General features: G+C 40.1%; 13 protein-coding genes. 7 read left to right on the top strand and 6 right to left on the bottom strand.

Going from position 1 to position 14,147, the window contains the following annotated elements:
• Positions 1 to 6: 6 nt before the first annotated feature.
• Positions 7 to 1,206: a dipeptidase gene (locus tag GHD25_RS04675; protein ID WP_164215216.1), complete on the top strand. Its 1,200-nt coding sequence runs from the start codon at positions 7 to 9 to the stop codon at positions 1,204 to 1,206.
• 185 nt (positions 1,207 to 1,391) lie between these two features.
• Positions 1,392 to 2,135, top strand: coding sequence for an IclR family transcriptional regulator (locus GHD25_RS04670; protein ID WP_164215215.1), 744 nt, complete (start codon positions 1,392 to 1,394; stop codon positions 2,133 to 2,135).
• 256 nt (positions 2,136 to 2,391) lie between these two features.
• Here the strand turns inward: GHD25_RS04670 and GHD25_RS04665 are convergent, their stop codons facing one another.
• Both GHD25_RS04665 and GHD25_RS04660 read right to left on the bottom strand, forming a co-directional pair.
• Positions 2,392 to 3,114, bottom strand: a complete 723-nt coding sequence (locus tag GHD25_RS04665) for an Ltp family lipoprotein (protein ID WP_240452218.1) — start codon at positions 3,112 to 3,114, stop codon at positions 2,392 to 2,394.
• Between the two features lie 249 nt (positions 3,115 to 3,363).
• Positions 3,364 to 4,290: an alpha/beta hydrolase gene (locus tag GHD25_RS04660; RefSeq protein WP_164215213.1), complete on the bottom strand. Its 927-nt coding sequence runs from the start codon at positions 4,288 to 4,290 to the stop codon at positions 3,364 to 3,366.
• A 213-nt stretch (positions 4,291 to 4,503) separates the two neighbouring features.
• Between GHD25_RS04660 and GHD25_RS04655 the strand changes: the two genes are divergently transcribed.
• Positions 4,504 to 5,769, top strand: coding sequence for an alcohol acetyltransferase (locus tag GHD25_RS04655; RefSeq protein ID WP_164215212.1), 1,266 nt, complete (start codon positions 4,504 to 4,506; stop codon positions 5,767 to 5,769).
• A gap of 2 nt (positions 5,770 to 5,771) precedes the next feature.
• Positions 5,772 to 6,491, top strand: coding sequence for a DUF6320 domain-containing protein (locus tag GHD25_RS04650; protein WP_164215211.1), 720 nt, complete (start codon positions 5,772 to 5,774; stop codon positions 6,489 to 6,491).
• Positions 6,492 to 6,675: 184 nt separating this feature from the next.
• Here the strand turns inward: GHD25_RS04650 and GHD25_RS04645 are convergent, their stop codons facing one another.
• From GHD25_RS04645 to GHD25_RS04630, 4 genes are all read right to left on the bottom strand, one after another.
• Positions 6,676 to 7,290, bottom strand: coding sequence for a sce7726 family protein (locus GHD25_RS04645; protein WP_164215210.1), 615 nt, complete (start codon positions 7,288 to 7,290; stop codon positions 6,676 to 6,678).
• A 383-nt stretch (positions 7,291 to 7,673) separates the two neighbouring features.
• Entirely contained in the window at positions 7,674 to 8,558 is an 885-nt protein-coding gene (gene hag / locus GHD25_RS04640) for a flagellin Hag (protein ID WP_164215209.1), read from the bottom strand.
• An 81-nt stretch (positions 8,559 to 8,639) separates the two neighbouring features.
• On the bottom strand, positions 8,640 to 8,825 hold the full coding sequence (locus GHD25_RS04635) for a carbon storage regulator (RefSeq protein WP_164215208.1): 186 nt from the start codon (positions 8,823 to 8,825) through the stop codon (positions 8,640 to 8,642).
• A gap of 241 nt (positions 8,826 to 9,066) precedes the next feature.
• Positions 9,067 to 9,774: a sunset domain-containing protein gene (locus tag GHD25_RS04630; protein WP_164215207.1), complete on the bottom strand. Its 708-nt coding sequence runs from the start codon at positions 9,772 to 9,774 to the stop codon at positions 9,067 to 9,069.
• A gap of 663 nt (positions 9,775 to 10,437) precedes the next feature.
• Here GHD25_RS04630 and sftI point away from each other — a divergent pair.
• From sftI to GHD25_RS04615, 3 genes are all read left to right on the top strand, one after another.
• A complete protein-coding gene (gene sftI, locus GHD25_RS04625; RefSeq protein ID WP_164215206.1) occupies positions 10,438 to 11,781 on the top strand; it encodes a sulfoquinovose isomerase in 1,344 nt (447 codons plus the stop codon).
• Between the two features lie 107 nt (positions 11,782 to 11,888).
• A complete protein-coding gene (locus GHD25_RS04620; RefSeq protein WP_164215205.1) occupies positions 11,889 to 13,067 on the top strand; it encodes a diphosphate--fructose-6-phosphate 1-phosphotransferase in 1,179 nt (392 codons plus the stop codon).
• A 53-nt stretch (positions 13,068 to 13,120) separates the two neighbouring features.
• Positions 13,121 to 14,002 (top strand): class II fructose-bisphosphate aldolase, encoded by an 882-nt coding sequence (locus GHD25_RS04615; RefSeq protein WP_164215204.1) that lies wholly within the window; start codon positions 13,121 to 13,123, stop codon positions 14,000 to 14,002.
• Positions 14,003 to 14,147 lie beyond the last annotated feature (145 nt).

The raw sequence follows: 14,147 nt of genomic DNA, 5'->3' as shown, positions 1-14,147 counted from the left end.
AATTAAATGAAGAAAAAGAATTATAATGGATATAAATCTTATCAGTATTTGGAACCGGGAGTTGATTACAAGGAATTTAAGTTAGCAAAAGAAATCGACCGTGTTCCCGAGTATAAAGTACCTGTAACAGAGCAAGAAGAGAAACGTGTTCAAAAGTTATTTGAGGAAAATATTACAATCTCGCTGCATGATCATATGTTTATTACTCCTGAAAATTTGGATGAATTTATGGAGTTTCGAAGGTGGGGAAGAGATTTTACCGGCTACGAGGGATTAAGTAAATCCGGTTTAGATGCTTTTTTTGATAATATGATGGATGGAACTGCGATGATAACCTCCCGTGCAGGCTGGAAATGGGAAGATGTCATTTTTGACTTAGGCATGCGGTTAAGTGATATCGCTCATCAGGATATGGTAATCGTAGGGAAAACGGTAGATGACATCGTTCAAGCAAAAGAAAACGGTCAAATTGCATTTATACCTTCTCTTGAAGCCTCCACCATGATTGAAAATGAATTGGATCGTTTAGACGTTTTATATGGCCTCGGTGTCAGGTCAATTGGAATTGCTTATAGTGAGGGAAATAGTTTAGGTGCAGGACTAAAGGAACCGGGTGATGGAGGATTAACGGAGTTTGGTCGCCTGGCAGTAAAACGCATGAATAAATTAGGGTTGGCAATAGATATTTCGCACTCGGGAGACAAAACTTCCATGGACACTATAGAAGTAAGTGATAAACCTATTTTTATCACTCACTCCGGTGCCCGTGCCTTGTGGGACAGTAAAAGATTGAAGCCGGATGATATTATTAAAGCCTGTGCAGAAAAGGGTGGAGTAATCGGGATTGAAGCTGCTCCCCATACTACGATAACCAGGGATCAAAGAGTCCATACAATCGATTCATTTATGGAGCATTTCGAGTATTGTGCAAACCTGGTAGGTATTGAACATGTTGCATTTGGGCCTGATGTGCTTTTTGGTGACCATGTAGGGCTGCATAACGCACTAGCAGGGGCTCTGTCAATTTCAGCAGCACATGGAAAAAATGAATTTGAAAAAGTGGAATATGTTAAGGGGATAGAAAACCCGGTAGAAGCATTTCCGAATATCGTTCGCTGGTTAGTGAAGCATGGTTACTCGGATGAAGATATTTCAAAGGTTATTGGCGGAAATATTTTACGTGTACTTGATGAAGTATGGTACTAATCTATTATTGAGAGAGCGAAGTATCTAAAATAATAGTGATAGCTGAATAAGGAGAATTTTAGTTTGACTTGGGGTATGATGGTTAATGTCATGCCCCTTTTCACGGAGAAGTAATGACAGGCTCCAATAGATTTGTCATAATAGATTGTAATGTACATATTTAGTATGAATGAAGGGGTAATGATATGGCAAAGTTAAAAACATTGGAAAATGCACTCAAAACATTAAATTGTTTCACGTATAAAAATCCGTCATGGGGAGTTCGCGAGTTAGGCAGGGAAACAGGCTTGAACCATTCGGTGGTGTATCGTATTCTATCAACATTTGAGGAATTCGGGTATTTAAGAAAAAGCAGATTTAATGATAAATATGAATTAGGATTCAAACATTTGGAGTTTGCCGGGTTATTACAAGATAACTTAAATATACCCGAAGTCATGCAGCCTAAAATGAAGGAATTAACCGATCAAATAGGGGAGTCGACAGTGTTAACCTGGTTGGATGGTGATGAAGGTGTATATATCAATATAATTGAAAGCGCTCAAAAGGTAAAATTTCATGAATCTCTCGGAGCAAGAGCGCCCCTTGTATACGGCGCATCTCACAAAATTATTCTTGCATATCTTTCAGAAGCAGACCAGGATAGAATAATCAGTTTCCATTTAGGTGAGGAAGAAAAGGCTCAGAACCTAAAAGAAGAGCTTGATGCCTTACAAACTCAAGGGTGGGCATATTCCAGCGGAGAATATTTGGATGGAGTGACAGCGATTGCAGTCCCCTTATATAATCGTAACGAAGATATTATTGGTTCTCTATCAATCGCAGGTCCAAGTTTCAGAATTCCGTATGAAAAAAGCATGGAATACTTAGTTTTATTACAAAAAACGCAAGAAGACTTACAGCATTCATTAAATAGAATACTTTTTTGAAAAATAATAAATATATACCATCCTAGAAGCTTCAATATAGTGCACAGAAGGCCTTTTGTTTTGCGGTCGCCATAAATCTCCTGGCATCAGCAGCTAATCTAATATATCATGGGTTCCTTAAGTTCGGCCTGCAGGCTCTGCTGATCATCTATCCAGACGGATCATTCATTCCAATCTGCTTTCTCCTGCCAAAAAGCCAAACCACCGGTTCACACCTGAGGTTTGGCTTATTATAATTGGTAAATAATTCCGAAATTTAAAGTCCTATTTCATTTACAGCATGTGTTGCATCTTCATTGCTAAATCCTTCATATTCAAGCTGTTCAATTAAGCCGCTTCTGGAGAAACTCGTATAGTCTAAGTAATTTTCAGCCATTTTGACAGCCTGCTCTTTCCAACTTACACTTAATTGATCTACTGCATAAGCAGCGTCTGCATCATTGAATCCTTCATATTTTAATTGTTCTATCAATCCGCTTTTTGAGAAAGCCGTATAATCCAAATAACTTTTAGCCATATTCACTGCATTTTTTTGTGAGGGTGTTTCATCCTCGGACTTTTCTTTCGTTCCCGAAGCTGAATCCTCTGCTTCCTTCTCTGGCGATTCTTTAGTGTCTTTTTCCGATTCGGCTTCTGCTGCTGTGGCGACTTCATCTTCTGTTTTACTGATTTCATCTTGAAGTGATGCTAAAGTGTCCTCTGCATCTTCTACTTCTTTTATAATATCATCTTTATTATTGGCTAGTTCTTCTAAACCCTCATATTTTTCCTTGTTTTCTTCAAGTTCACTTTCAACATCGGTTAATTCGTCTTGCTTTTCTGCCAATTCCTCATTAACGGATGCTAATTCGTCTTCAGCTTCTTCAATTTCCGCCTGCAGTTCTTCGTAATTGAGCGCTTCCCCTGCTATATCTACAGTTTCTTCGGAACAAGCTGCCAACAATAAAACAGAAAACAGCAGCACTAGGTATTTCCTCACCTTATCCATCCCCTCCCGCCCTTTAATGTAGTTCAATTATCCTACAATGGGTAGTTTTTCGCAATAACGAATGATTGGAGACAGACAGGTGAGGGGATTTGCTGGCTTGGCAAGCTCCCGGGGGAGCAGCCTGCCCTGAAACACAGTGGTGGGATGTCTTCCATAAACTCACTAGAATCGATGCGGCTATTGTATCGGCCGGATTCAGTAATAGGGGGGACGCTTTCCATGGACCTGCTGCATCACACCCTACCCTTTAACCCTCTCCACAATCTCCCTCAAGGCAATCCTCGACTCAGGAAAATTGTAAATCGGATAAATATGGACCATTTTAGGAGCTTCCATATAATTCACTGAAACACCCTGTTCTTTTGCGGCAGCCACAAACCTCCTGGCATCAGCAGCCAATATATCATGGGTTCCCATAAATATGGTGATAGCTGCCAGTCCATGAAAATTCCCATATAGCGGGCTTACTTTTGGATGTTTTGTGTCCGTTGTGCCGGCATACATTTTACCTGCTTCCATTAATCCCTGCCTGACAAGAAAGGGATCATTTTTTTCTATTGCGGCAATTTCAGGGTTTGTTAAAGATAGATCCAGCCAGGGAGAGATGAGAATAATCTGTTCCGGCTGTTCCAGTTGTTTTTCCTTTAATAATTGTGCCAGTACGAGGGCAAGTCCGCCGCCTGCTGAATCCCCCATAATAATCAAGTTTTCCGGATTTTTCATTGAATTTATTTTTTCCAAATACAAATCATGGATAAACGTAAGCGTCTCCTGATAGGTGTGCTCCGGGGCAAGCGGATACAGTGGAAGGATAATGGTACAATTTAATTCATCGACCAGTTTGGCCAGGAAATTCCAGTGAAGTCTTGATATCCGGTATACATATGCGCCGCCGTGCACATAGAAAATAGATTTATCGCTGGCATGTGCCTGTCTCGGCTGCAACTCATAATAAACATTGCCGTTCATTTCTCCCTTTTTAATCTTTATTTTTTTATACAATTTTTTAGGCGGTTCGTCACTCAGCATTCTTCTCTTGTTAATGGCTTTGATCAAATCTTCGCCGGACTTCTCCCAGAACTTCCTGCTTCTGCTCAATTTCAGCAGCAGTTTGAATCCCCTGCTTTTTACACTTTCCTTTGTATATGTTTCCCCTGTGTCCATCATTTTTTCTCCCGCCCGTTTTTATTAAAATCCATATTCTCATTTTACCACTAATATCACTGGATAACGAGTTCTCTTGCTTTAAGCGAAAAGGCTGGCGTAACTTTTCTTTTTCGGCTTTTTTCGTGAAAATCTCCGGCCGTTCTGCTGTTTCTGTCTTTGCTCTCTTCCATGTGGTACAATAACCTGGAACTCACTTGAAGGGACTGAAAATGGATGGGGGACAATACGTGGTATCGATTGGATAATGCCGGAAAATTATATTCATCTATTATATCTTCACGTGCGACCACCTTGTTTCGACTTTCTGCGACACTCACTTCTCCTGTTCATCCGGAATATTTGCAGCGTGCCCTGGAAGCCACATTGGAGCGCTTCCCCTTTTTCAAGGTGCAATTAAAACAAGGGTTCTTCTGGCATTATTTTGAAAAAACAGACCGAACGCCTGAAGTGGAAAAGGAAAAATATCATCCGTGTATCAGTTTATCAATTAAAAAACGCGGTTCTTTTCCGTACCGGGTGTATTATTATAATAACCGGATTGCACTGGAGCTTTCCCATAGTTTAACCGATGGAACGGGGGGACTTCGGTTTTTAAGTGAGCTTGTCCGTCAATACTTGTATTTGAAGGAATCCATCCCGGTCAAACAGGAAACGGTAAGTGAGGAACAGCTATTATCAGAAACAGAGAATGCTTTCCGAAAGTACTATAATAAGGATATTCCCGCACCAAGAACGCGTCTGGGAAAATCATTTAAATTGCCGCTTCCATTGGATGAAAAGGGATATTATCATATTGTTACAGGGATTATTGATGTCAGAAAGCTAAAGGAAAAGGCCAGTGCCTATCAAGCCTCCATCAACCTCTTCCTTACAGCCGTTTATATTGAAAGTCTGTTAAAAATACAGGAAAAAGTCGCTATTAAAAAACGTCCGATTGTCATAAATGTTCCAGTAAATATGCGCGCCTTCTTTGAAAGTGATACGATGCGTAACTTCTTTGTAAGTATTACCCCATCAATTGATGCAAGACTTGGTGAGTATACATTTGAAGAAATTATCCAGGAGCTGAAAATTGAGTTCAGCCGCCTGCTTACACCAAAAAAGCTAAGTCAATATATCAAGCGCAGTGTAATGGGGGAAAAATTTCTCGCACTGCGATTAATGCCGTCGCCAATAAAAGATATCGTTGCACCTTCGATTTACTCTTTTTTCGGGGAAGGGCAATATACAAGCGGCCTGTCGAACCTCGGTATGATCCGGATGCCGGAAGAAACGGAAGATTATATTGAAAGAGTGGAGTGTTATCCGCCTCCCAGTATTGGTAATAAGGTGAAGGCGATGATTACCAGTTACCGGAACCATATGTATATTTCATTTGGAAATTTATCAAGGGACCGGATGCTGGAGCGGGAGTTTTTCAGGAGAATCCGAAGCCTGGGTGTGGAAGTGACGATCGAAACCAATGATGAGGAGATGTAAGGATGGCTTATTGTCCTAAATGCGGGATACGGGTGGAAGGCGATAATCGGCCATGTCCTCTTTGCAGCTTTCCCATTCCAAAAGTGAATGAAGACGATACGGAAGGCTTGAGGGCCAGAAAGTTTCCCAAAGCAGCAAACCCGTACCCTGATTATACGAGAAGAGTGCTGAACCGGATTTTTATTTTTACCACTTTAGCAGTGTTTGTAGCTGTCAGCCTCATGTTTTATATAGATTATTTCCTGAATGACAGGTTCACCTGGTCCAGATACAGCAACTTAAGTGTTTTTGCCGGCTGGGTTTTGTTGTTCTTTTCATTCGGTTATGTTCAAAGTTATTACAAGGTGATTATTGGAATTGGGCTGAATGCGCTTGTTTTATTATTTGGATTGGACCGCTTTGATGGCACGCTGGACTGGTTTATGCCGCTCGCTTTTCCGATTGTGACCGGGGTTACGGTGATCTGTATCGGATATTGGAGTGTCATCCGGGCGTTATCGGTGCGGGGCTTTAATGTAATCGGCTCCCTTTTCATAGCGCTTGTCATTCTGGCCATGTGGGTGAACTTTTTCATTCAAAGCTATCAGAGTGAAACCAATCTATGGAGCTGGATCATCGTGACAGTGCTGCAGCTTATTCCAGTGCTCTTGATCATGCTCGCTGTAAAATATGTCATGCCTGAGCGAATGAAGCAGAAGATTGCAAGGAAGTTTCATTTGTGAGAGAAAGATCATCTTCATAACGAAGCTGTATTTTTATTGGGAATGCAGCTGTTGTGATGGGCATTTTTTTAATTTTATAGGTTATGGGAAGTTCCGCTGTTTTTTGGCGGGACTTTTTGGTTTATATTGTGACTTGCTTTTGATTTTTGAAGGAGGAGTTTACATACAATGTAATACAAACAAGTTACGATTGCTGCAAATCATCACATAGCTGCGGTAACTGAAGAGCTTTCCAATCATCACGAGTCTTAAGTTTATTCCTCACGAATTCAAATAGATGTTCTTCAGAAACTTTTTTCGTTACCATTCTTCCTAATTGTATACGTGTTTTACTTTTAATCCCTTTAATCACATTACTTTGTTCCAATAACTCTAATAACTCATTTTTCCATAAAAATTGCGTTAAATGAAGCGGTTCAATTTTATTATTAATTGAGGCTTCTCTAATTGTTTCCACTGTTAGAGAGCCTTCTTTTTTTCGTACACATAATACTCCCCACCATTCAGGTATCATTTTCATTGCTCTGGGATAATGGTTTTCTGAAACAACCAGGGTTAATGTATCAAATACTTTATTATATATTTCAATTTGGGCGGGAAGTCTGGCAAGCGTATCTTTTTCGCTCTTTATTTCATACCCGTGAAGTTGCCCGTTTACTACAGCCAAATCAATTCTCGCTGCACCAAAACATACATCTAACTCATTAACAACTACGGTTGAGGTATCCGACATATACGCTTGAATACCAGTAAAGTTTTTAATAAGTATTTTTCTAATATCTTTATCATAAACGTCCACTTATTTCATCCCCCATTTAATATTCATGGTCAATTGATTATATCGGACTGTTATCTAATTTTATTGATAGAAGACAAAATAGATACCTTTAACCGGAAAGTGGTGAATTCAGCTTAATTTAAGCAGGCAGGACTCAATCCTCAATATAGCTTTGGCATCTAGCTAATAGAAGTATTTGTAATTTACAGCTCCTCATTTGTCCCATAGGTGATAGATTAATTCCATTAAGTGGGCTTGGGCGTACAATTTCATTTAGAATAAAAAAACTTTACTATTATGAGCACTAATTTTATCCAACTGTATTATGTGTTTTTTAACATAGTTATAATATATCATAAAAAAAGACTCTACCCATAAGGCAGAGCCCTTTTCATATTCTTCTATTAACGAAGTAACTGAAGTACTCCCTGCGGTTGTTGGTTGGCTTGAGCTAACATTGACTGTGCCGCTTGTGAAAGGATGTTGTTCTTAGTGAACTCCATCATTTCTTTCGCCATGTCGACGTCTCGGATACGTGATTCTGCAGCAGTTAGGTTTTCTGCAGAAGTTCCAAGGTTGTTGATTGTGTGCTCTAAACGGTTTTGATGTGCACCAAGTTTTGAACGTTCAGCTGAAACGTCATCAATTGCGCTTTGAATTGTACCTATTGCTGAATCTGCCGCAGTTTGAGAAGAAATATCGATGCCACCATTAACTACAGCATCTGTTACAGTTGGAGTATCTCCGGATTCGTCTACTGACATAGCGGAACCTGTACCGTCATCTACACCTAAGGAGTTTGCATCCATTGCACCAATTGTAAGGCTAAGAGATTGTCCCTCATTAGCACCAATATGGAATGTTCCATCAAATTCTCCACCAACTAGATTCTGTGTATTAAATTCAGTATTGTTAGAAATCCTTGTTATTTCTTCTGCCAACTGGTCTACTTCTTTTTGTAATTCTGCACGATCAGAATCAGTGTTAGTATCGTTAGCACTTTGTACGGCTAACTCACGCATTCTTTGAAGAATTGAATGTGTTTCATTCAATGCTCCTTCAGCGGTTTGTATTAAAGAAATACCGTCTTGAGCATTTGTAGATGCTTGCTCTAATCCACGAATCTGTCCACGCATTTTCTCAGAAATTGCTAAACCTGCTGCGTCGTCCCCAGCCTTGTTAATTCCAAGACCTGAAGAAAGCTTCTCCAATGAATTCTGTACTGCACCTTGGTTTGCTCCTAATTGCCTATGTGCATTAAGAGCTGAAATGTTGTGATTGATAATCATTTTACCTTACCTCCGTGTTTTTTATTTTACTAGCAAGACCTATCCTTTTGAAATGCTAGTCTATATAATAATCTCCCGTGTTTAGGAGTTATTACCTTCATAAATCTCTCCACGCACAATCCTAAACTCTGGTGGAGCTGTGATTCTGAGTTTGAGCGCACTTTTTGCGCTGGCCTCAGTCTTCACCACTTTAATTTCAATTTCCCTGCCCTGATCATCCAGGACAACTACTTTTTCCCCGGGTTTTCTACCCAACATCAATGCCATGGCTCATCATCCTCCCTGATGACTTATTACTTATATCGGCAGTATTAGGGAATGTTTAATTATTTTATAAAAATATTTTTGCTGCAGAAGTTATTGCATTTGCTTAGGGAACAGTAAACAGTCTATACAAAAAACAAAGTGGATGAAAACGAGGCAGAATTTAAGCTAATCGTAACCCGAAGTCATTCTCTAAACTATAAAGCGGTACCCGCAAATAGGGGCACCGCTGCAATCAATAGTTTTATTCGTTTTTCGGTGCCCGGTAACCGGCATTTTCTGCTTCTTCTGTTGAACAGAACCACTGTACCACATTGGTAGTTCGATCATAGTATGTGCTGCCGGGAACATGATAAATACCACTTTCGCTTCCTTTTATATCACATTCACCACTGGAAGTTGAGGAATTGTCACTTGAAACGGATTCACTGGCAACTTCCTGTTCTGAAGAAGATGAAGTGCCTGAGCTGTTACTGTCATTATTACTGCCGTTTGAAGAAGCAGTACTGCTGGATATGGCCTTTTCTTTTTCCTTTAACTGCTCCTCTAATTCATCAATCTCTGCCTCTAAATCACTTATTTCTTCCGGATATGTTCCGATGTCTTCCGAGAGTGCATCATAGTCCTTCTGTAAATTTTCTTTCTCTTCTTCAATACTGGATAGCTCCTCGGTAAGCGTTTCCATTTCTGTTTCAAGATTGTCCAGTTTTTCTTCAAGATCTGTATTGGATGCAGTGAGTTCCTCATTTTCCTTTGCCAGCACCTGGTTCTTTTCCAATTCCGCTTCCAGACTTGCTGCTTTATCTGATTCCCCTACACCAGCCAGTATAACCGATGCTGCAATAATTGCTGAAACGGAATAGATTATCTTTTTCTTTTGACTGATGTCTTTTGTCCGAAACCATAAAAAACCAAGTCCTGCAAGTAAGAGCAAAATCACGATTCCTTCCATTTATATTCCCTCCCTTCTAATAGGTAGAAACTATTTTATTGCAAATCCAATCAATTGGATTTATGCCAAAGTACAGATTTTGCTTTATTATGTATGTTTTTGTCTTTTGCTGTTACTTATTATTTTAAAGTAACTTCCATGTTTTACTAAGGTAGGAAAGTACTGTTTTTCAGTTTATTTATAAAATTAAATAAACATAAATACCTATTTATACAAATTCAGCAAAACCCTGGCAGTTTTTCTGTAAATAATTGACTTTATTGTGCCAGTTAATAAGTTAACTATTAGATGTCTCAAGTGGAAATAGGGAGGGGGCTCACTATTATTCAAAAAAAGCAGTTTTTTTATTTCAGGGATTTAACGCAGTAAGAAATTTTTCTGTTTTAAATAGTGTAATGAGTGGGCGGCTGTCTTATAAAATTCCATTAACCATAAACAAAAAAATAAAATAATACTTGCAATTCTATATATTTATATTTATAATGCAAATTAAGGTAATGATGTTTAACTTAAAGGTAATTATTACTTACAGTAATAATGTAAACACATTCAATAAGTAAACTTAAAATGTAAGCGATTTCCCGATTGTGGACTGAGCGGATGAGGAGTGATTTCAGCTCTCTGTCCGCCTCATTGACATCACATTAGCAAAGGAGGATCTTTTTGCGAAAGAAAATCTTATACATACCAATTGGAAGAAAAACATTTGATTTGGAGGCAGCAGAAGTTCAGAGGGAAAAATCTTTACGATACCTGCATCAAATTCATAAGGATGTTATTCAGCCGGAAGGAATTATTACTTCACCGGAGGAATTGGAAGCGTTTTTAAGCAAGGTGGATCGTGAAGCTGTGATGGCAACTATATATCAAAGTGTTACTTTTGCTGATGCTGCATTCATACAAAACATCATTAAAAAGGTGAGCGCACCGGTTATTGTCTGGTCTGTGCGTGAACCGAGTATTGGCGGGAGGCTGCGCCTGAATTCTTTAACAGGGGGCAACAGCACATGTCATTTCCTTCGTTCGGAGGGGCATCCATACAGCTTTGTATATGGGAATGCAGATGAATCACAGGTGCAGGAAAAATTACGGAAACAGCTGTCTGTATTAAAGGTCATTCAGCGGCTGCAAAAGCTGAAAATAGGTGTTGTTGGCGAATATCCGCCGGGTTTTTTCTTTTCCGATACAGATGAACAGCTGTTGGAAAAGGAAATTGGGCCTGTCGTAGAAACCTTTGATCTGCATAAAGCTTTTAAGGAAAGCCTGGAAATCCCCAAAAATGAATACGAAAACATGATTAGCCGGGCAGAGAAACAAGTGATTGGTTTAAATAAAAACGAAGAAACCGTGAAACGTTTTGCTCAATTTTCAACGTATGTAGAAAAGGAAATTCAAAAGAAAGCGATTTCTGCACTTGCTATTAGATGCTGGCCGGATTTCTTTAATGAACTGGGAGCTGCTGCATGTTCCACTCTGTCCCAATTTACGGAAGAAGGGGTTGTTTCGGCCTGTGAATCAGACATTCATGGATCAATCTCCATGTTTATTTTACGGGAGCTTGCCAATGGTGAAGCGCCTTACCTTGGTGATATGGTTCATATTAATGAGGCCAGTAATGGGGCGGTATTCTGGCACTGCGGTGCGGGGGCTTATTCGCTGGCTCATCCTGCCCAGGGGGCGCAGGCTGGTGTTCATCCAAACAGAAAATTGGGTTTCGCATTGGATTTTGGCCTGAAACCGGGAACCGTAACATTGATGAGATTAAGCTATACGAAGGCCGATGGATTTCGTATTCTTGTCATGCGCGGGAAAGCTCTTGATACACCACAGCCTTTTCATGGCACTTCTGTCGAGGTGGAGCTGGAGACAAATATAAATGAAACATTGTACAGCTTAATGGATGAGGGTTTTGAACCCCACTATGCCCTGGTTTATGCTGATGTAGTGGATGAACTCATCGAACTGGGGCGTCAGCTGGGTGTGGAAACAAAAGTATATGTCAGATAATCTCCTTACTGTAAAAAGGCAGGTCCATCCTTCATTATTTAATCAAGGTAATAGAATCAGCAGATTAATCGTATACCATATATTTGGTGAAAGGAGGGATACTTAAAATGAAAAAAGTGGCTATTGGGCAGGCTGGTGGTCCTACATCGGTTATTAATGCAACGCTGGTTGGCCTGGTTAAGGAATTAATGCATGATGTCCAATTATCTTTTATATGCAATGGATATGATGGGCTGGTTCATGAAAACATGAGAAAAGGCAATAATCCATTTTTAAACTGGATATTTCAGCAGGAAAACAAGCCGGGTGCCTGTCTGGGGTCAGGAAGATACCCTATGTCACATGAAGAAGTAGTTCATGCAGTAGAATTCCTGAAAAATGAAAAAGTAAACACCCTTATTTTTATAGGCGGAAATGGAACAATGGAAGCCTTGCATCGTATTGATCTTGAGGCCATGAAGCAGGGATATGAATTGCAGGTGATCGGGATTCCCAAAACAGTGGATAATGATATTAATTACACAGACCATGCACCCGGGTTTGGGAGTGCGGCAAACTATGTGGCACATGCAACAAGGAATTTGAGCTATGATCTGCAATCGATGAAAAATTTTGAGCAAGTAAGAATCATAGAAACGATGGGCAGGAATGCAGGCTGGCTTGCTGCTGCTTCCGGTTATTTTAAAAAATCTGAAGAAGAAGGTCCGCACATTATAGCATTGCCTGAACGCAGGATGCGTAAAGAAAGCCTGATGAGTGCGATAGAATCTGCAGTCAGCCGTTATGGGTATGCCGTAATGGTAGTAAGTGAAGGTGTCGTGTGGGAAGAAGGAAACCAAATTGAAAAAGACATTATCCATGATCGCATTGTTTTAGGGGGGATATCCAATGAAATTGAAAATAGTATAACTGAACAGCTGCATGTAAAAGTGCGATCTGAAATATTGGGTATGAATCAAAGATCTTTTTCCCCCCTCGTTTCACCAGTAGATAAAGAGGAAGCATATCTGGCAGGGATTACCGGCGGATATTGGGTGAAACAGGATTTATCCAGTGTTATGGTGTCCATTCGCCGTTTACAGGAGGAAAGATATGAAATTCAAATGAAGCCCGTATCTTTAAAGGATGTAGCCCATTCTGGAGAAAGGCTTTTGCCTGATCATTTTATTGATAATCCAAAGCGGTATTATGATTGGCTGCGGCCATTTATGGAAGATTCGGGAGTCAATCAGCCTATATTAGCATCCTGTAATAAGCTGAAACAAACAAATCTCAACAATCATTAGTTTCATAGAAGCAACAAGGAGCAGGAACACACACACAAGAAAGGAGGAAGTGAATGCCGTTTATTCATGGAAAATTATTGCTGGAACATGCGCGAAGAAATGGATATGGCGTTGGGGCTTTCAGTGTGCATGATGCGGAAACGATACAGGCAGTGCTGGATGCAGCGGAAGAAGAACAATCGCCAATCATGATGCAGGTCGGTCAAAAGGTCATTCAACATATTGGGCTCGAGCCTATGAAAGTATTGATTGACGCATTGGCGGAGGGTTATACCATTCCGATTGCCATCCATTTGGATCACAGTAGAGAGTACGCACAGTCAATGGAAGCCATTCAATTGGGATTTCAATCTGTAATGTTTGACGGATCATCCCTCTCCTTTGAAGAAAATGTAGCGATAACGAAACAGGTAGCGGCGGCTGCGGGCGCACTTGGTATAGGGAGTGAGGGTGAAATCGGGAAAATCGGCGGCACAGAAGATGATATCACGATTGATCATGAAGATGCTTTGATTACAACAACCTCAGAAGCCATTTCCTTTGCAGAAAAAACAAATGTTGACTATTTAGCAGTGTCCATTGGTACGGCACATGGCATATATAAAGAGGAACCCAATCTGAGGCTGGAGAGATTAAAAGAAATTTCCGAAGCTGTTGACAGACCCATTGTTCTCCACGGGGGTTCGGGAGTACCGGATGAGCAGGTAAAGCGGGCAATCTCACTGGGTGTTTCCAAGATCAATGTGGATACAGAATTACGACAGGCATTTACGAGAGGTGTGCAGGATGCATTTAACAATAACCCCAATAATTACGTGCTTGCGGATACATTAGGTTCAGGAAAGAAGTATATGAAATTAAAGGTGAAGGAAAAAATGAAGGTATTTAATAGTTCTGGCAAAGCGAAAGCATTACTGCAACTTATTCGGGTTTAATATACGTAATGAAGCGAAACAGGACTGGTGAATAGATAAGGTTCGTTAAATCAGACAGCAGCCGTAACATTCTGCAGTGCACTGAAAGCGCTATCTTAGGTACTATTTTTAATAAAGATAATGATGTTATTATAAAAGATTCTAT

Source organism: Virgibacillus aidingensis (assembly GCF_010994035.1).
Taxonomy (GTDB): Bacteria; Bacillota; Bacilli; order Bacillales; family Amphibacillaceae; genus Virgibacillus_N.
This window is presented reverse-complemented; position numbering and strand designations above follow the sequence as displayed.